Source organism: Exilibacterium tricleocarpae (assembly GCF_007004655.1).
Lineage (GTDB): Bacteria > Pseudomonadota > Gammaproteobacteria > Pseudomonadales > Cellvibrionaceae > Exilibacterium > Exilibacterium tricleocarpae.
The window spans coordinates 302,371-320,205 of the sequence record NZ_ML660092.1 but is presented as its reverse complement, the minus strand read 5'-3'; the positions used below and the strand labels follow the sequence as shown (position 1 = coordinate 320,205).

The following is a 17,835-nucleotide window of genomic DNA, read 5'->3' as shown; positions in this document are numbered from 1 at the left end:
GGGACAGGTCCCAGAGGGAAATGTTAATATCGAGACCCGCATCACAAGTAGTTATAACGCTGCCAGGCGTTTATAACCCTACAGACGTCTCAGTATCCTGAGATAATGCTCAGCGCTATAACGAGGGTTAGTCATGCAGGACAATCATCCACAACGCGAGACACCGGCCGGCAAGTCCATGGGCAAGGGCATGCTGATAGTGGCGTGGGTGATTGCTTTGGGATTATTGACGACATTTTTCGCCGGCTGGGAGGGGCGCCAGTATAACCCCAATACCAATATCCAGGGTCAGGTGCAGAGTAATGTCAGGGAAGTGGTGTTGGAGAGTAATCGCCAGCATCACTATGTGGCGACTGGTCTGATTAACGGTGAGGAGGTGGTCTTCCTGCTCGACACCGGCGCCAGCGATGTGGTGGTGCCGGCGCAACTGGCGGGCAAGCTGGGGCTGAAACGTGGCAACGCGGGTTATGCGCAAACAGCCAACGGTATCGTGCAGGTATTTCGGACCCAACTGGACACGCTGGACCTGGGGGTTATTCACTTGAAGGACGTGCGGGCCAGTATTAACCCCGGGATGTCGGGGAACGAAGTATTACTCGGGATGAGCGCGTTGAGGCATGTGGAGTTTACCCAGCGTGGCACGCGGTTGACATTGCGGCAATACGGGCCATGAAGACGGCGGGAATTGCTGGTAGACTTGTGGTTTTTGGTGCCGGTAGAAACAGAAGCTGTGTTTGATTCTATTCCTGATTTGAGACGAGACGTTGTTGATAGTGTTCGGCGGGCGCTGGCTGAGGATGTGGGTAGTGGGGATATTACGGCTGGGTTGATACCCGACAGCAAATTAGCCAATGCCAGAGTGATCACCCGCGACAACTGCGTAGTTTGCGGCCAACTCTGGGTAGACGAAGTTTTTCGTCAATTGGACCCAGGTGTGGACGTTCAATGGTCAGTAAAAGACGGCGATCGAGTACAAGCCAACACCGAACTTTTCTCTCTCCGGGGTAAAGCCGCGAGCCTGTTGACCGGGGAGAGAACTGCACTTAATTTTTTGCAACTTTTATCGGGCACTGCCACCACCAGCCGCCACTATGCCGATCTGGTTGAAGGTACGAACGTCAAACTCCTGGACACTCGCAAGACTATACCTGGTTTGCGCACAGCACAAAAATACGCCGTTAGCTGTGGCGGGTGTTACAACCATCGCATCGGTTTATTTGACGCCTACCTGATCAAGGAAAATCATATTGAAGCCTGCGGCGGAATAACAGCCGCAGTAACAACAGCCAAGACAAATGCTCCCGGCAAACCCGTCGAAGTGGAAGTTGAAAACCTCAATGACTTACAAGAGGCACTTGCGGCGGGAGCTGATATTATTATGCTCGATAACTTTCCTCTCGAACTGTTGAAGCAAGCTGTCGCAATAACCAATGGCAAAAGCTCACTGGAAGCTTCAGGAGGCATAACCGATGCAAACCTGCGCAGTGTTGCGCAGACAGGAGTGGATTTTATTTCATTGGGTGTCTTGACCAAAAACTTACAGTCAGTTGACTTGTCTCTACGACTATTTTAAGTGAATAACTATACTAATATAGCGGTAGCTCATCCTTGAGCTCATTCATTATCTATCGAACCGCAGACCAGCTATCGCCGGCGACAAACTGGCGAGAAGACACTAACGTAAACTAGGTTCAATTATCTTGTGTTAACGGCAGTCTGGAGAACTACATAATATGAAAGCCGTCATTTTGGCCGGCGGACTCGGCACTCGTCTTAGCGAAGAAACCTATATAAAGCCAAAACCTATGGTGGAAATAGGCAACAAACCTATCCTTTGGCATATTATGAAAGTCTACTCGGCCTACGGTATCAACGACTTCATTATTTGCTGTGGCTATAAGGGCTATATGATAAAGGAGTACTTCGCCAACTATTTTCTTCATATGTCTGATGTCACATTCGATATGGCCAAAAACGAAATGAAGGTACATCAGAACAACGTGGAACCCTGGCGGGTCACGCTGATAGATACCGGCGAACACAGCATGACCGGCGGCAGGTTAAAAAGGGTTCGGGAATATATCGAAAGCGACGAGGCATTTTGTTTTACTTACGGGGACGGTCTGGGCGACATCAACATAAAGAAACTTATCGAGTTTCACCGAGAACACGGCAAGCAGGCAACCCTGACGGCAACACGTCCACCAGGCCGTTACGGTGCATTGAAACTGGTGGATGGTCAGCGCGTGGCAAGCTTTCAAGAGAAGCCAGACGGCGATGGGAGTTGGATAAATGGCGGCTTCTTCGTGCTGTCTCCGCAGGTGATTGAGCGTATCAGCGGAGATGACACAAGCTGGGAGGCGGAACCACTAACCTCTCTCGCTACCGACGGTGAATTAATAGCGTTTATGCACAGTGGTTTCTGGCAACCTATGGATACGATTCGGGAAAGAAACCTCCTTGATGAGTTGTGGAACAGTGGCAATGCCCCCTGGAGAGTCTGGTGATTGACCCGAGCTTCTGGAATAACCGCAAGGTTTTTGTGACCGGCCACACCGGATTCAAGGGAAGCTGGCTGATCCTGTGGTTAAAGCAACTCGGAGCCCGTGTCACCGGCTATGCGCTCGCTCCGCCGAGCCAACCGTCGATGTTTGAACGGTTAAATCTCAATGACCAAATGGAAAGCAGTGTGACCGGTGATATTCGGGATGCCGCACATTTCAAAGGAGTATTGCAGGCAGCAAAACCTGAGATAGTCATACATATGGCCGCCCAGTCTCTGGTGCGCGACTCCTACCTCGATCCGGAAACTACCTATGCCACGAATGTTATGGGCACTGTCAATCTGCTGGAAGCAACACGCCACACCTCCAGCGTCAAGGCGGTGCTTAATGTCACCACCGATAAATGCTACGAGAACAAAGAGTGGGTATGGGGCTACCGGGAACAAGACCCACTTGGCGGGAAAGACCCCTACAGCAGCAGCAAAGGTTGTGCAGAGCTGGTTTCACATGCGTATAGAAATTCCTTTCTTAAAGATGCAGGTATTGCTTCGGCAACAGCCCGTGCAGGTAACGTTATAGGCGGCGGGGACTGGGCAACCGACAGAGTAATACCCGATGCCATACGGCACTTCACATCAGACAAAACGCTTAGGATACGCAATCCTGGAGCCATACGCCCATGGCAACATGTTTTGGAGCCACTAGCAGGATATTTAATGCTTTGCCAGCAACTGTACAAAGAGCCCGACACCTTCTCGTCGAGTTGGAACTTCGGTCCTCGGTCGAACGATGCCGTAACAGTGTCGTTTTTGGCAGAGACGCTTACAGCGCTTTGGGGTGATCAGGCGCGCTGGAAACTCGATACAGACGACAATCCCCCTGAGGCACAATATCTCAAACTGGATTGCTCGAAGGCAGAAATGCTGCTCAAGTGGCAGCCGATTTGGCCACTGGGACATGCTTTGAAGGAGACTGTCGGCTGGTACAAAGCCTTTTACCAAAATGAAGATATAGTGGCATTTACCCTGGATCAAATTGACCGCTATCAAGCGGAGCATATGCAGCTATGAGTCACAGATTTGAATTTGTCTCACTGTCTATCCCCGGGCTCTACCGAGTTATAAAGAAACCTCAAAACGACAGCAGAGGGTTTTTCTGTCGATCTTTTTGTGCTGAGGAATTCCGTGAGATCGGCTTAGCCGAATCCATTGCCCAGATAAATCATACCTTAACAAAAAAAAGAGGTAGTATCCGGGGTATGCACTTTCAAAACCCGCCTCATGCAGAAGTAAAAATTATTAGTTGTATCAGAGGCAAGATATTCGACGTCGTGGTCGACGTGCGGAAAAACTCGCCAACTTATCTTCACCTCCATATGGAGCTTTTAGGTGCAGAGGACAACACTTGTCTATATGTACCCAAAGGGCTGGCCCACGGCTTTCAAACACTGACTGATGATTGTGAAATGCTGTACCTGCACTCTCAGTCCTACGAGAAAAGCGCTGAAGGGGCACTTAACCCGATGGACCCGAAACTGGCCATTGACTGGCCGCTGGAGACGAGTGAAATTTCTGATCGTGATCGCAACCACCCGATGATCGATGCAGGTTTCAAGGGAGTATAAGACTGGTGAAATGCAGGCACTGTCAGACGGAGCTTCAACACACATTTGTAGACCTGGGCACCGCGCCTCCTTCAAACGCCTATTTGTCAGAGCAGCAATTAAATGCGCCAGAAATCTGGTACCCTCTTAAGGTACTTGTCTGTCACAACTGTTGGCTGGTTCAAACAGAGGACTTCGTCAATGCCGAAAGCCTGTTTTCAGAGGATTATGCCTATTTCAGCTCCTATTCTCTATCGTGGATCGAGCATGCCAAGCACTACGTTAGCCATATAAGCCAACAACTACGACTGCAGGCCGACAGCTTAGTCGTTGAGATCGCTGCTAACGACGGCTACCTGCTCCAATTTTTCAAAGAGAAAAAGATACCCTGTTATGGCATTGAACCCACGCTAAGCACCGCCGCAGCCGCCAAGGAAAAAGGTATTGATGTAATAGAAGAATTCTTCGACGTGCCACTAGCCGAAAGACTAGTATCTCAAAACAAACAAGCAGATTTGATTGTCGCCAACAATGTGCTGGCCCATGTCCCGGATATCAACGGCTTTGTAAAAGGTATTTCCTTGCTGTTGAAGCCCGGCGCGGTGGCAACATTTGAATTCCCTCACTTGGTAAACCTTGTAACCTCAAATCAATTCGATACGATTTACCACGAGCACTACTCTTACCTTTCTTTGACCACTGTGCAGCGTATTTTTAAGACCAATGGGCTCTCCATATACGATGTAGAAAAGCTACCGACCCACGGCGGCAGCCTGCGGATTTACGCGCAACATAGCGGCACTGGTTCAAAACCTGTCACTTCGAAGGTCGAGGATCTGTTGAAGTACGAAAGCCGAGCTGGAGTGTCCGCTTTGGATTACTACCAGAAGTTTCAAATATCTGCCAATAAAGTCAAGAATGAGCTTCTGAAGTTCCTGATAACAGCCCGGCAAGAAGGGAAAAAAGTCGCCGCCTACGGGGCCGCGGCGAAAGGCAATACCTTGATTAACTATGCAGGTATAAAACGCGACCTAATCAGCTGTGTTATCGACAAAAACCCGGCCAAGCAAGGCGGCTTTTTACCAGGCAGCCGTATTCCAATAGTGGACGAAACGCACCTGGCACAGGAGCGGCCGGACCTAGTCGTCATTCTGCCTTGGAATCTCAGGGACGAGATTACAAAACAGCTTGCCTATATACGCAACTGGGGTGGGCAATTTGCTACCGCGGTCCCAAAACTGGAGGTATTTTAATGAAAGTTGTGCTTACCGGTGCATCAGGCTTTATCGGTGGCTACGTATTGGCTGAGTTACTGGACAGGGGCACCGATGTCGTCGTCGCAACTCGCAACCCCGGAGTATTCGATACCAACCAGCAAGCTAAGGTCGTGACATTGGATATTTCCGCTCCCGGCGAAGACCTTTACGATCGTCTGGACCGCCCCGATGTCCTTATTCATCTGGCATGGGATGGCCTTCCCAACTATCACTCACTCCACCATTTTGAAACAGAGCTTCCCGCCCAATATCACTTTATAAAAAAGGCTGTTGAAAGCGGTCTCTCTTCTGTAGTCATAGCTGGCACATGCTTTGAATACGGCATGCAGGCGGGAGAATTGACCGAAAAAACCATCTGCCAACCCGAAAACGCTTACGCTCTGGCAAAAGACACCCTGAGACGACAGCTACAGCTTTTAACGAAAACCACGTCATTTAATCTGACGTGGGCCAGGCTTTTCTATATGTATGGCAGCAGACAGCAAAGCAATTCACTGTTTGCACAACTGAGAAGTGCGGTACAGCGAGGCGACAAAGTATTTAACATGTCAAAAGGAGAGCAGTTGCGGGACTATCTTCCGGTAGAGACCGTAGCTTCTGCCTTGGTTAAACTGTCCGAAAGGCAAAATGACGCAGATATCGTCAACATTTGTTCCGGTAAGCCAGTATCGATTCGGGCATTGGTCGAGAGTTGGCTGGAGCACTACGGCTGGGATATACAGCTTAACCTGGGTTATTATCCATATCCGGATTATGAGCCACTGGCTTTCTGGGGTTCAACTGATAAGCTGGTAAAACTGGTAGGGGCTATGTAGATACCTGGTCTAAGTAGACGAAAGTTTTAATTTGACTATTGATGGTAAAGAATAATGAGTTTTGAAAAAGAAGTAAAAGATAGAATTCAACAAAACGCGACTGACAAAAAAATGAAATCTGACGCCAGAGAATTTATGGAGTCAACCATTGCCGCCAAGTACTCTTATAATTTTTCCTGGATGGGACGCCCGATCATACAATACCCCCAAGACATTGTCGCTATGCAAGAAATAATTTGGGAGGTTAACCCTGACTTGATTATCGAAACCGGCATCGCACACGGCGGCTCTCTGATTTTATATGCATCAATACTGGAGCTTTTAGCGGCAGCCGGGCGCGGAGACGGCAAGGTGCTCGGAATCGATATCGATATTCGCCAGCACAACCGAGAGGCGATCGAAGCACACCCAATCTTTCCGCGCATTGAGATGATTCAGGGCTCGAGTATCGATTCGCTTGTGATCGAGCAGGTAACAAAGCACGCCGAGCGCAGCAAAAAGGTACTTGTTGTTCTCGACTCCAACCACACACATGATCATGTACTGGCGGAACTGAAAGCTTACGCTCCCTTGACATCTGTCGGTAGCTACTGTGTCGTTTTCGATACCATTATAGAAGATCTTCCCGCAGACTCTTTTGGCGATAGACCCTGGGGGCGGGACAACAATCCAAAAATGGCGGTAAGAGAATATCTGGCATCTAATTCAAGTTTTGAGATTGACTACGCTGTGCAAAACAAAGTGTTGATGACCGCAGCGCCTGATGGCTACTTAAAGAGAATAAAGTAACTTCAAACAAGCCGGTGGCGTTGTGTGCGCAGTAGCAAAAACAAAGCCCGCAGTCCCACGGCAAGGGTATCACCCATCAACACCACCAAACGAAAACCAATAAGTTGCGCAACTATTACTTCGATAGACTCCGCATCCAACAGCAGTGAAAACATAAACTCAGCAACACCCAGCCCCTGCGGTGCCACAGGCACCGCATAGCCCACCGCCCATGAAAATACATAGTAGGCACTCGCCAGTGAAATGCAGTGCCCCACGCAGGCATTCTCAATAGCCGAATAGTAAAACCCGAAGATGCCGGCCAGTGCCAACCAATAAACCCAGGTTACAACTACACCCCGACCGTAGTTTATCTCTTTTAGAAGTGCGGCCCGAAAGAGCCTCAGACTAAAGCTCCAACGAAATACTAAGTAAGACACCAACAACAGAGCCACAATATAGGGGATGCTCAAGCCGCGCAGCACAAGAATAGCGAATGTCGAAATCGAGGCCGCCGCTACCAGAGGCAAAACAGTCTCATAAATCAAGATTGATTTAATTGAGGTAGCCGGAACACCTTTCTCATGTAAATCAACACCCTTTCCTACCAACATCCAAAAACCACCGGGGATATATCTGGCGAGTAGCCTGCGAATGGCGATATCGTAATAATAGCCATTGAGCTTGGCACGCAGATCACTTCTCAAAGCCAAAATCGTGCAATAAGGAGACAGCAGGGCCAAACAACTCCACAGCACAATAAGAAGCAATGCCTTTGCATACCCGAGGCTCTGAAGCACATCGATAAGCACTTCGTGTTGATATAAAGCGATACCGAGGACGGAAACGACGATCAGAAACGCGATTGAGCGTTTTAGTATTCCAAGGACGGTCTTGAGACGTGCGGCGTCCACTACCGGGCACTTGCAGACAGCTTAAAGTCAATATACTTAATCAGCAAAATCAAAGGCGTCGAAAACAAAAGCACAGCCTTCTTCAACCAAGGTATTTTGGCTCTGGCGATAACAAAGACCAACTGAATAAGAATATTAGCATTGGGAAAATGCCGGTAAAACCAAGTATCGACTAAATTAAACTCTTTGGATTTGTAACGCTTTAACTTCTCTGCGTAACTGGGCTCGTGTCGAAATTCACGTCGTGACCAGGCGGCCCCAGTCACATTAATAAACTCACCGCGCAACGACAGCTCCGCCAACACCAACAGATCCCAGCCAATACAACCGAGTAACTTCGGAATATCCTCAATGGCCTGTCGCCTAATCACACCGAGAATCGGGTTCATACTGCCCAGTAACGCAAATACCATCCGCGAGCAGGGCCCCAAACCGACAGTATCGGCCCAACCCGATGTGCGAACCAACTTTTCACCATCGTCGTCAATCCAGTGGTTGACACCAAAGCAAAGAACGGCTGAGTCCCTTGCTTCCAGCGCATTAACAGCGACCTCCAGATAGTTTTTCTCCCAACTATCATGTCCAGCGGCCCACATAAAATACTCCCCCTTTGCCTCTCGAAAGACCAGACGGGTGTTTTCGGCGGCACCTACATTCTTCTCATTCTTATATATACGTAAACGAGTATCAGCGGAAGCCATATCCTGGCATATCGACCAAGTTTCGTCAGTAGATGCGTTGTCGAAAACAATAACTTCTATATGCGAGTAACTCTGTCGAAGCAGGGCCTCCAAGGCAGAGCGGATATACTTACTCTCGTTATAAACCGGCACCCCGATCGATACAAGTGGTTTTGACGCACCGGAGGCATCCACTCCACTCATAGCTACTCACTTTCCCTGTAAAGAAGCGTGGTTACTTGCTCTGCAACAAGACCTACCAGAAACACAATCAGACTGGACAGCAGCATTAAAGTAGACATATTGGTAAACGTCCCATGAGCTGCGTAGGAAAACACATAATTACCAAAGCCCGCCATAAACAACAGCGCTGATACAGGCAGAAAAAGTTTGAGCGGTGAGTACAAAGTTCCGACTTTAAAAATAATCAGCAAAAAACGAATACCATCGTGGGTTATGCGAATATGGCTTTTTCCCTCTCGCTTCTCTGCTATGATGGGCTCATAAGCGACAGCATGGCCTGCCCGGAAGAATGCCATGGTAATTGTAGTCGGGTAAGAAAATCCATTCGGCAGCATATACAGATATTTGTTGAAGTACTTGCGTCGAACAGCACGAAAGCCTGAGGTCAGATCGGGTATTTTATGTCCCACCATCCAGGTAGCCAGGCGGTTGTAGATCTTGTTAGCAGCGAGACGGCCGAAGCTAGCTTGCGATTCATTGTTACGAGCGCCAACTACCATGTCGAAGCCTTGCTCCAGCCTGGCAATAAGTTTCGGGATGTCATCCGGCTTGTGTTGGCCATCGCCATCCATAAAGACGACAGTATCACCTTTTGCTTTTCGCGCACCGGATTTAATAGCTGCGCCATTTCCTTTAGAGTAGTTATTGGTCACAACTTCTACCCCCAGACTTGAGCAGTACGCTTCAGTGCCATCTGTAGAACCATCGTTAATAACAATAATCTGTGCACCTTGGAACTTCTCCTGCAAAACAGGTAGAATTCTCTTCAGACTTGTTACTTCATTTTTGGCCGGAATAACAATCGATATATTTTTCCATTTAATATGAGTCATGGCTACCGCTCACCGCCTAGTTGTTATAGCAATACCTAATTTACATTCATTTCCTCAAACCTGGCAATAGCGGCTTCTTGGTTTTCGACTTGGTTGCTGAAGAGCCCAGCGTCGTCCTTACTTTTCACTTCGTAAATAATCTCCTTTGCTCTGCCCACCTCCCCTACCGCCAGCAGTAACATACTCAGATTTAAGTAGTGTTGCAAATGCTCCGGCTCCAGAGAAAGAGCCTCTTCAGTGCGATCAATTGCCAAAGCTACTTCATTTTGTTGAAACAAGACGTTAGCGGAGGTAGCCAGTAACCTGCTGCGAACTTTACCGTCCACTGAGGGGTTAGCTAGTGCCCGGTTAAAAATATCGTTTATTGTCTGGGTTTCCACCTGGCACCAGTCGTAAGCAGCACAATCGCCAAGACCGGTGAGACTGGCCGCAGTAAAGTGAGAGATAGGATACTCTGTTAGGGAAGTAAACAGCTCTTCTTGCGGATACGATGCAACGTTTTCGAGGTGGCCTTGGGCCAACCTAAAGCTGGCCAAATGAAATGCGACCACCAGGTTGCCGGCACGGTGAGTATTGTTCAGTTCTGCAGCGGTAAGGAATTGACGGTAGGCGAGGTTCGCATACTTACCTAGCTGATCGTTTTCCGATGCCTCCATAAGACTCCAATATACCCGACCTAATTGATAGTGAGAGCGAGCCGAATTCGGATGGTGTTTTACCGCTAGAGAGGCCTGCTCCACTATATCGCCCCAGACGACAGCTCTAACAGAGGTAATTGAAGCGAATAAAATGATCAAGCCAATCACCGCCGTCCGGAGAACCACAGATATGCGTTTTTGCGAAAAGACGGTGCACAAATAAAAAATAACTGTAAATAGTACACCATACAGAGCAACATAGTTACGATGCTCATGAGCCATCTCCAGAGGAAAAATCGTCGACTCCATGGCGTGCGCAGCCAGAAAAAAAAGTATGCCAAATGAAGCGACAGGCTGGCTGTTGCGGAGTAAAAAAGCAGAAAAAATCAGGACAGAAATCCCCAGCCAAGCCAGCAACGTGGTAGCGGGAGATAACAACCCTTGAGAAACCACAATATCATCGTGATACAATCCCAAATCAGAAAGCTGTGGTATTAATGTCATCTTTAAGTAAAAGAACAAAACCCTCGGCTGAGTCAACACTCTCTCTTCCAATGTAAATTGGCGTTTTTCATAAGTCGCCATCAGCCATTCTGGATTAACCGCCAGAAAAATCAGCAGGATTATCCCGGGAAGAACGACAAATGCAGCAAACAGTGTTACCACAAAACGCGATTTTCTCCCATCGTCTTGATTAAAACCAAAAAGAATCCACTCGACCACTAACAAGAACAGCGGCAAAAGCGCACCATTTTCTTTAGCCAGAAAAGCAAGCGGTGTGCATATAAAAAAAGCGCACAATATGGCAATGTAACCACCCCGGCCTTGCAGTTGTCGCAATCTGCCCCAGCAATAAAGCGCTAATCCCAACCAAACAAACAAGGCCGAGAGTCCAGTCATACGTTGTACGATATACAATACCGTAGTCAGGTTAAGCGGGTGCAGCAGCCAGGCGGCTGTGATTGCTACACTCGCCCATAGCGACACACGATCGGTAACGCCGACGATACCTCTCAATCGCAGGGCGCAAAAGATCAGCGTACTGAAAATAAAGACAATAACACCGCACAACAGGTGTATCAGCAAATTTGTCAATTTATAGGCATATGGATCTAAGCCGCTGAAGTAGTGATTCAAAGCCAGCGAAAGCATGCTGATCGGTCTTTTGAATACACCGTCACCATAGGAAAACATCGCAATACGAAGAACATCCGGGCTTAAAGAGTCAATTTGAACAGCGATGTTGCCCGTGATGTTGACTGCATCATCAAAAACAAATACACCCTCAAGACCCGAAGCATAGATAACCGCTGCTAGGATCAATATGGCAGCCAAACTAATAGCCGCAAGAGTTTTGTGCTTACTTGATTCCCAACTAAACAAACTACTCATAAGTTATCGCGCCAAAATAACACAGGAGCCTCGGATAATATCCACCCCCCCCAAAAAAAAAGCTGCCCCGTTGAGGGACAGCTTTAGTTGAACTCAACTACCTACTGTAGTGATCTATCTACAAAATGCAAGCTTAATATATTGCCCACGTAACATCGTTTTAAGGGCGACATTCACTCGGCGTGTACTTAGCAGTCAAATTTCCTGTTGTAGCTGCAGTATTATCTGTAAGGACCGCATCGTTTGCATCAGGAGCGGGCGCAGTACCACACACCCATACGATACCCCCGGCGTTATTCACATAAGGAGTCAAACCAAGAGTCTGAGTAGAAATATTAGCATTAACTCGATTACCATAAGTGATTAAGATTGCCCCGTTAGTGACAGCCACCTGCGTCACATAATTGCCAGTAATACTCGTTGGAAGTGAAACACCTGCTGACTGGTTGTTAAGCGGCATTCCGCCTCGCGCGGACCAAAAATCGCCTACAGCGGTCTTCACTTCAGCGGCAAGGTTCAAACCTTCAGTAACCTGCGTCCGGATGGTGTAATCTTGATAGGCCGGCAATGCAATCGAGGCCAAAATACCAATAATCGCTACCACGATCATCAATTCAATCAGAGTAAAACCCTTTTGAACTGCTTTTTTTACATTTTTCATGACTTGGAACTCCAAAATACCCAGTTTTTAGTAAATGAAAGAGTGACGATTCTTCAGCAGAAAATATGCCAAGTCAAAAATTCTTTTGTTACCAATAACTTACGCTTCCCACTAAAGCAAAAAACACATTCAGGCTACATTTTTTTTCACTTAGTGACGATATTTGTCACTCAAATGCCACCGCTGGGTGATCTCTCAGCTATCATAACAACTGAGCAAACATAAGAATCGCGCTGGCTGACTGTTTTACAAACCTTCAATAATTACATACAGTTAGTGTCTTTAGTTCATTCAGCAGTTTAGCTTCGCTCAAAGCTCGGGATCACACGGTATATGAACGCTCCATCAACCGCCATCAGCGGCCTGGCCAGACGCCTGGTCCTCGACAAGCTACTTAGCGACAGCCAGGCGGCGGACGCGAGTGCCCAGGCCTTGAGGGAAAAACAACCACTGGCACAGTATTTGGTCAATGGTAAGCTAGTCGACGCCCTCAGCCTGGCCGGCGCAGCCTCAGACGAATTCGGCACCCCATTGGTAAATCTCGATACTATAAGTAAAGACAGCCTGCCCAAAGGCTTGGTTGACCAAAAACTGATCAAAAAGCACCATGCACTCCCCCTGTATCGCCGCGGCAACCGACTGTTTATCGCCATTGCAGACCCCACCAACCTGCACGCTCTCGATGAGATTAAATTCCACACCGGTATCACTACCGATCCCATTTTGGTCGAAGCAGATAAACTGACTAAAGCCATAGACGACTTTATCCAGTCCCAGGAGGAGTCGTTGGGAGATACCCTGGGCGGTCTGGACGAGGACAGTCTGGACGATCTCGATATCGAAGCGGTCGATGAAGAAGCCATGCCGGGTGCCGATGAAGCCGCCGAGGCCGACGAAGCCCCCATCGTTCGCTTTATCAACAAGGTCCTGCTGGACGCCATTAAAGGCAACGCCTCCGATATCCATTTCGAACCCTACGAAAAGACCTATCGGGTCAGATTTCGCACCGACGGGATACTGCACGAAGTCACCAAGCCCCCCAATAACCTGGCCACCCGACTCGCGGCACGGCTAAAGGTGATGTCACAAATGGATATCTCCGAACGGCGGGTCCCCCAGGACGGCCGGATCAAGATGAAGATATCCAAGTCCAGGGCTATCGATTTCCGGGTCAACACCCTGCCCACCCTGTTTGGCGAGAAGATCGTACTGCGGATACTCGACCCCAGCTCGGCAAAGCTGGGCATCGACGCCCTGGGCTACGAAGACAATCAGAAAAAGCTGTACTTGGACGCCCTACATCAACCCCAGGGCATGATCCTGGTGACCGGCCCCACCGGCAGCGGCAAGACAGTATCGCTCTACACCGGCCTAAATATCCTCAATACACCGGAAAGGAACATCTCCACGGCGGAAGACCCAGTGGAAATCAACCTGGAGGGCATCAACCAGGTCCAGATCAACACCCGGGTGGGTCTGACCTTTGCCGAGTCCCTGCGCTCCTTCCTGCGGCAGGACCCGGATATCGTGATGGTTGGGGAAATACGCGATCTGGAGACGGCTGAAATCGGCATCAAGGCCGCCCAGACCGGCCACTTGGTCCTCTCCACGCTACATACCAACAGCGCCCCGGAAACCCTGACACGCCTGCTGAATATGGGGGTCCCCGCCTTTAACGTGGCCACCACCGTTAGCCTGATTATCGCCCAACGCCTGGCCCGGCGCCTGTGCAACGCCTGCAAAAAGCCGGCTGACGATATCCCCAAAGAGATCCTGCGCCAGGAGGGCTTTGACGATATCGGCGTTGCCCCCGCTGACATACAACTCTTTCACCCTGTCGGCTGCTCCCAGTGCACAAACGGCTATAAGGGCCGCGTCGGAGTTTATGAAGTAGTTCGCATCACCCCAAAAATCTCCGCACTTATAATGGAGGGCGGTAACGCATTGCAAATAGCCAACCTCGCCAAAGAAGAGGGGTTCAACAACCTTAGGGTATCGGCACTGCGCAAAGCGGCAGAAGGGCTCACCAGCCTAGAAGAAGCAAATCGGGTAACTAAGGACTAAGCACATGGCGGCCTCCTCAACAGCAAGCATGTACGTCTACAAAGGCGTTGACAGGAAAGGTAAGTCGATCCAGGGAGAGATCAGCGGCAACAGTTCAGCGCTTATCAAAGCCCAACTGTTAAAACAGGGCATTTCAGCGCGTTCAGTGCGCAAAAAGCCGAAACCGCTGTTTGGCGGCGGCAAAAAGCCGATCAAGCCGATGGATATCGCCATCTTTACCCGCCAGATGGCCACTATGATGAAAGCCGGAGTGCCTTTGGTGCAAAGCTTCGAAATCGTCGCCGACGGGGTCGAAAACCCGGCATTGAAAGAGCTGGTGCTGAGCATCCGCGAAGACGTCGCGGCCGGGGGCGGTTTCGCCAACTCACTGCGGAAGCATCCGCGCCACTTCGACGATCTTTTTTGCAACCTGGTGGACTCAGGCGAGCAGTCCGGTGCCCTGGAAACCATGCTTGACCGAATCGCTCTCTACAAAGAAAAAACCGAGGCGATCAAAGCGAAGATCAAAAAGGCCATGACCTACCCCATAGCGGTTATTGTGGTAGCAGTGATCGTCACGGGTATTCTACTGGTCAAGGTTGTGCCGCAGTTCGCCGAGACATTCAGCAGCTTTGGCGCCGACCTGCCCGCGTTTACACTGTTTGTCCTGGGGTTATCTGACACTGTCCAGGACCTCTGGTTTTTTATCTTGTTAGGCATAATAGCCGCTGGGTTCGCGTTTAAAGAAGCCCGGTTACGCAATAAGAAGTTTGCTGCCTTTGTAGACAGAGTGACATTGAAACTGCCTGTAGTCGGACTGATCGTTTTCAATTCAATCCTTGCCCGCTTCGCCCGCACTCTCTCTACCACCTTTGCCGCTGGTGTCCCCTTGATAGACGCACTCGATTCAGTCGCCGGTGCCACCGGTAGCGCCCCCTACCAGGAAGCAGTAGAAAAGGTACGCGACGATGTCTCTACGGGCATCCAACTCAACGCGGCAATGAGAGCAACCGGCAAATTCCCCGCCATGGTGCTACAGATGACAGCTATTGGCGAGGAATCGGGCGCGCTGGATGAAATGCTTGATAAAGTAGCGGTTTTCTATGAAGAGGCGGTGGACAACCTGGTCGATAACCTCACCTCCTTGCTGGAACCGTTGATCATGGCAGTCCTCGGCATCCTCGTAGGCGGCCTAATGATCGCCATGTACCTCCCCATCTTCCAAATCGGCCAGGTGGTGTAACCCACAGCGAATGGAAACCTATGTTATCGCCCTCGCCGTAGTGCTGGGCCTGCTGGTCGGCAGCTTCTTAAACGTCGTTATCATCCGACTCCCGCAAATGATGCAGCAGTCCTGGAAACAGGACTGCTGCGAACTGCTGGAGTTGGAAAACGATCCCGGCCCCCGCTTCAATCTGGTGGTACCCAACTCCACCTGCCCCCATTGCGGTCATCGCATCAAACCCTGGGAAAATATCCCCGTTATCAGCTACCTGTTTCTCAAGGGACGCTGTGCAAAGTGCCGCGAGCGAATTTCCCCTCGCTACCCGATAATTGAACTGATATCGGGACTGCTATGCGGATTTGTCGCCCTGCAGATGGGCGCCAGCGTGCAGACGGCTCTGGTGCTGGTACTCACCTGGTGCCTGATCACACTGACCGTCATCGACATCGACCATCAATTACTGCCCGACAGCATCACCTTGCCACTGCTGTGGCTGGGACTTCTGGCCAACGCCCAGGGCCTGTTTGCCCCGCTTGAGGATGCGCTCTATGGCGCCGCCGCCGGCTACCTGGTTTTATGGTCGATCTACTGGCTGTTTAAGCTGGTCACCGGTAAGGAAGGCATGGGCTACGGCGACTTCAAGCTGCTCGCAGCCCTGGGCGCCTGGCTCGGCTGGCAGGCGCTGCCGGTCATTATTATCATGTCGTCCCTGGTGGGGGCGGTCATTGGTATTGCCGCCATTTTAATTCGGGGGCGCGATAAAAATATTCCGATCCCTTTTGGCCCTTACCTGGCCATTGCCGGCTGGATAACCTTGATGTGGGGCGATAAGATAACCACTGCCTATTTTCGCTTTATGGGGCTGGCGTCCTGACCCGTGACAGCCGGGTTCGATGCACCGATCCATACAGCTTCCATCCACACAAAGGTTCCCGGGCATGTTCATCGTAGGTCTTACCGGCGGTATCGGCAGCGGTAAATCCGCCGTGTCGGCATGTTTCGAGCGCCTGGGCGTCACCGTAATGGACGCCGATATCGCCGCCCGCACCGTGGTAGAGAAGGGCCGCCCGGCACTGGCAGCCATCGCCGAGCATTTCGGCGCCGATATCCTCGACGCCGACGGCGCCCTCAACCGGGCCGCGTTGCGGCAGATCGTATTCCAGGACCCGGGCCAGCGCAGTTGGCTGGAGCGGTTGCTGCATCCCCTTATCTTCGAGGAATTGAAAAGCGGCCTGCGCAACGCCACCAGTGCCTATAGCATCCTGGTTTCGCCCTTGCTGGTGGAGACCAGTCAGCACCGCCTGACCCAGCGCATCCTGGTGGTGGATATTCCCGAACAACTGCAGTTAGCGCGAACCATGGCGAGAGACAACAACACAGAGGCGCAGGTTAAAGCCATTATGAAGACCCAGGCCAACCGGGAGCGGCGCTTGAAGTGCGCCGATGATGTGCTAGTCAACGACGGCAACCTGGAGGATTTAGAACGCGCGGTCGAGAAGCTGCACCAGCAGTATCTGAAAATGGCAGCCGAGCACGGAGATTGATCGATGGCCGAGAAACCGCCGCTGGAACTTGAGTGCCCCACCTGTAAGGCGAAAGTACTGTGGAACGATGATTTCCCCTATCGGCCGTTTTGCAGCAAACGCTGCCAGTTGATTGACTTTGGTGAATGGGCCAATGAAGAGCATCGGATTAAGGGGAACTCGCTCTATGATGATGTGCTGTCGGATGATTTGGAGGGGCGGTGAGGGCTGCGCTGCTTTTTTATGGTGATTGCCTCGCTACTGAGTTCAGGTGTGGTAGACCGGACGCTCACCATTTAACTATACATGAAACTGCGAATAGCCCGAGGATTCCAGACCTACTAATTCCAATTTTCTTAGCAGTTCCTCAGGGCATTGATTAAACTTTATATCCTCCGTTACCTTTTCTTTTGCGTTTAGAAAAGTGTGTAACATGGCTTGCATTTAAACATTAACTATTAGTCAAGACTCGATCCCCTCTCTTGCTCTTGTTCACCTTCTGATGGATAAGGTTCGAGTTCAGGAAACCTTGAGATAATACGACCCATGGCATCTGAATAAAGATGCGAAGAGGCGGACACGATTGCATGCCTTATCTCGTAAGATAGTTTCTCATCTTTGATTTCCCTTGCTGTGAATTCAGCAATATCCATGGCTCTATGGCATTCAAGAAGCTCACTCATAAGTTTCTTTGCTAACTCTCGATTCATATCATT

General features: G+C 50.0%; 19 protein-coding genes. 13 read left to right on the top strand and 6 right to left on the bottom strand.

Annotated elements, in window-relative coordinates:
* The first annotated feature begins 133 nt into the window (after window positions 1–133).
* From FKG94_RS11425 to FKG94_RS11390, 8 genes are all read left to right on the top strand, one after another.
* Window positions 134–673: a retropepsin-like aspartic protease family protein gene (locus FKG94_RS11425; protein ID WP_142904361.1), complete on the top strand. Its 540-nt coding sequence runs from the start codon at window positions 134–136 to the stop codon at window positions 671–673.
* Window positions 674–730: 57 nt separating this feature from the next.
* Window positions 731–1,573 carry a carboxylating nicotinate-nucleotide diphosphorylase gene (gene nadC, locus FKG94_RS11420; RefSeq protein WP_142904437.1) on the top strand — a complete coding sequence of 281 codons (843 nt, stop codon included), beginning with the start codon at window positions 731–733 and terminating at the stop codon, window positions 1,571–1,573.
* A 160-nt stretch (window positions 1,574–1,733) separates the two neighbouring features.
* Entirely contained in the window at window positions 1,734–2,507 is a 774-nt protein-coding gene (gene rfbF / locus FKG94_RS11415) for a glucose-1-phosphate cytidylyltransferase (protein ID WP_142904360.1), read from the top strand.
* Window positions 2,504–3,574: a CDP-glucose 4,6-dehydratase gene (rfbG, locus tag FKG94_RS11410; protein WP_142904359.1), complete on the top strand. Its 1,071-nt coding sequence runs from the start codon at window positions 2,504–2,506 to the stop codon at window positions 3,572–3,574. The genes rfbF and rfbG overlap by 4 nt, the downstream gene beginning before the upstream one ends.
* Window positions 3,571–4,128 (top strand): dTDP-4-dehydrorhamnose 3,5-epimerase family protein, encoded by a 558-nt coding sequence (locus FKG94_RS11405; protein WP_142904358.1) that lies wholly within the window; start codon window positions 3,571–3,573, stop codon window positions 4,126–4,128. Before rfbG ends, FKG94_RS11405 begins: the two co-directional genes overlap by 4 nt.
* Window positions 4,129–4,133: 5 nt before the next feature.
* A complete protein-coding gene (locus FKG94_RS11400) occupies window positions 4,134–5,360 on the top strand; it encodes a class I SAM-dependent methyltransferase (RefSeq protein WP_142904357.1) in 1,227 nt (408 codons plus the stop codon).
* Window positions 5,360–6,199: an NAD-dependent epimerase/dehydratase family protein gene (locus tag FKG94_RS11395; RefSeq protein WP_142904356.1), complete on the top strand. Its 840-nt coding sequence runs from the start codon at window positions 5,360–5,362 to the stop codon at window positions 6,197–6,199. Before FKG94_RS11400 ends, FKG94_RS11395 begins: the two co-directional genes overlap by 1 nt.
* 54 nt (window positions 6,200–6,253) lie before the next feature.
* Window positions 6,254–6,988 carry a cephalosporin hydroxylase family protein gene (locus tag FKG94_RS11390; protein ID WP_142904355.1) on the top strand — a complete coding sequence of 245 codons (735 nt, stop codon included), beginning with the start codon at window positions 6,254–6,256 and terminating at the stop codon, window positions 6,986–6,988.
* A 2-nt stretch (window positions 6,989–6,990) separates the two neighbouring features.
* Here FKG94_RS11390 and FKG94_RS11385 read toward each other — a convergent pair whose 3' ends face one another.
* From FKG94_RS11385 to FKG94_RS11365, 5 genes are all read right to left on the bottom strand, one after another.
* Entirely contained in the window at window positions 6,991–7,881 is an 891-nt protein-coding gene (locus tag FKG94_RS11385) for a hypothetical protein (protein WP_142904354.1), read from the bottom strand.
* Window positions 7,881–8,765 carry a glycosyltransferase family 2 protein gene (locus tag FKG94_RS11380; RefSeq protein WP_142904353.1) on the bottom strand — a complete coding sequence of 295 codons (885 nt, stop codon included), beginning with the start codon at window positions 8,763–8,765 and terminating at the stop codon, window positions 7,881–7,883. The genes FKG94_RS11385 and FKG94_RS11380 overlap by 1 nt, the downstream gene beginning before the upstream one ends.
* Window positions 8,766–8,767: 2 nt before the next feature.
* Entirely contained in the window at window positions 8,768–9,637 is an 870-nt protein-coding gene (locus FKG94_RS11375; RefSeq protein WP_142904352.1) for a glycosyltransferase family 2 protein, read from the bottom strand.
* A gap of 35 nt (window positions 9,638–9,672) precedes the next feature.
* A complete protein-coding gene (locus tag FKG94_RS11370; RefSeq protein WP_142904351.1) occupies window positions 9,673–11,667 on the bottom strand; it encodes a hypothetical protein in 1,995 nt (664 codons plus the stop codon).
* Window positions 11,668–11,827: 160 nt separating this feature from the next.
* Window positions 11,828–12,328 carry a pilin gene (locus tag FKG94_RS11365; protein WP_142904350.1) on the bottom strand — a complete coding sequence of 167 codons (501 nt, stop codon included), beginning with the start codon at window positions 12,326–12,328 and terminating at the stop codon, window positions 11,828–11,830.
* 333 nt (window positions 12,329–12,661) lie between these two features.
* Here FKG94_RS11365 and pilB point away from each other — a divergent pair, with 333 nt between their 5' ends.
* The 5 genes from pilB (at window position 12,662) to yacG (ending at window position 17,344) form a co-directional block, all read left to right on the top strand.
* On the top strand, window positions 12,662–14,392 hold the full coding sequence (gene pilB, locus FKG94_RS11360; RefSeq protein WP_142904349.1) for a type IV-A pilus assembly ATPase PilB: 1,731 nt from the start codon (window positions 12,662–12,664) through the stop codon (window positions 14,390–14,392).
* A gap of 4 nt (window positions 14,393–14,396) precedes the next feature.
* Window positions 14,397–15,614 carry a type II secretion system F family protein gene (locus FKG94_RS11355; protein WP_142904348.1) on the top strand — a complete coding sequence of 406 codons (1,218 nt, stop codon included), beginning with the start codon at window positions 14,397–14,399 and terminating at the stop codon, window positions 15,612–15,614.
* Window positions 15,615–15,624: 10 nt separating this feature from the next.
* Window positions 15,625–16,470 (top strand): prepilin peptidase, encoded by an 846-nt coding sequence (locus tag FKG94_RS11350; protein ID WP_142904347.1) that lies wholly within the window; start codon window positions 15,625–15,627, stop codon window positions 16,468–16,470.
* Between the two features lie 64 nt (window positions 16,471–16,534).
* The gene (coaE, locus tag FKG94_RS11345; protein WP_142904346.1) at window positions 16,535–17,140 is read left to right on the top strand and encodes a dephospho-CoA kinase; all 606 of its coding nucleotides are present in this window, start codon (window positions 16,535–16,537) and stop codon (window positions 17,138–17,140) included.
* 3 nt (window positions 17,141–17,143) lie between these two features.
* On the top strand, window positions 17,144–17,344 hold the full coding sequence (gene yacG / locus FKG94_RS11340) for a DNA gyrase inhibitor YacG (RefSeq protein WP_142904345.1): 201 nt from the start codon (window positions 17,144–17,146) through the stop codon (window positions 17,342–17,344).
* 233 nt (window positions 17,345–17,577) lie between these two features.
* Here yacG and FKG94_RS11335 read toward each other — a convergent pair whose 3' ends face one another.
* Window positions 17,578–17,829, bottom strand: coding sequence for a hypothetical protein (locus tag FKG94_RS11335; protein WP_142904344.1), 252 nt, complete (start codon window positions 17,827–17,829; stop codon window positions 17,578–17,580).
* Window positions 17,830–17,835: the final 6 nt, after the last annotated feature.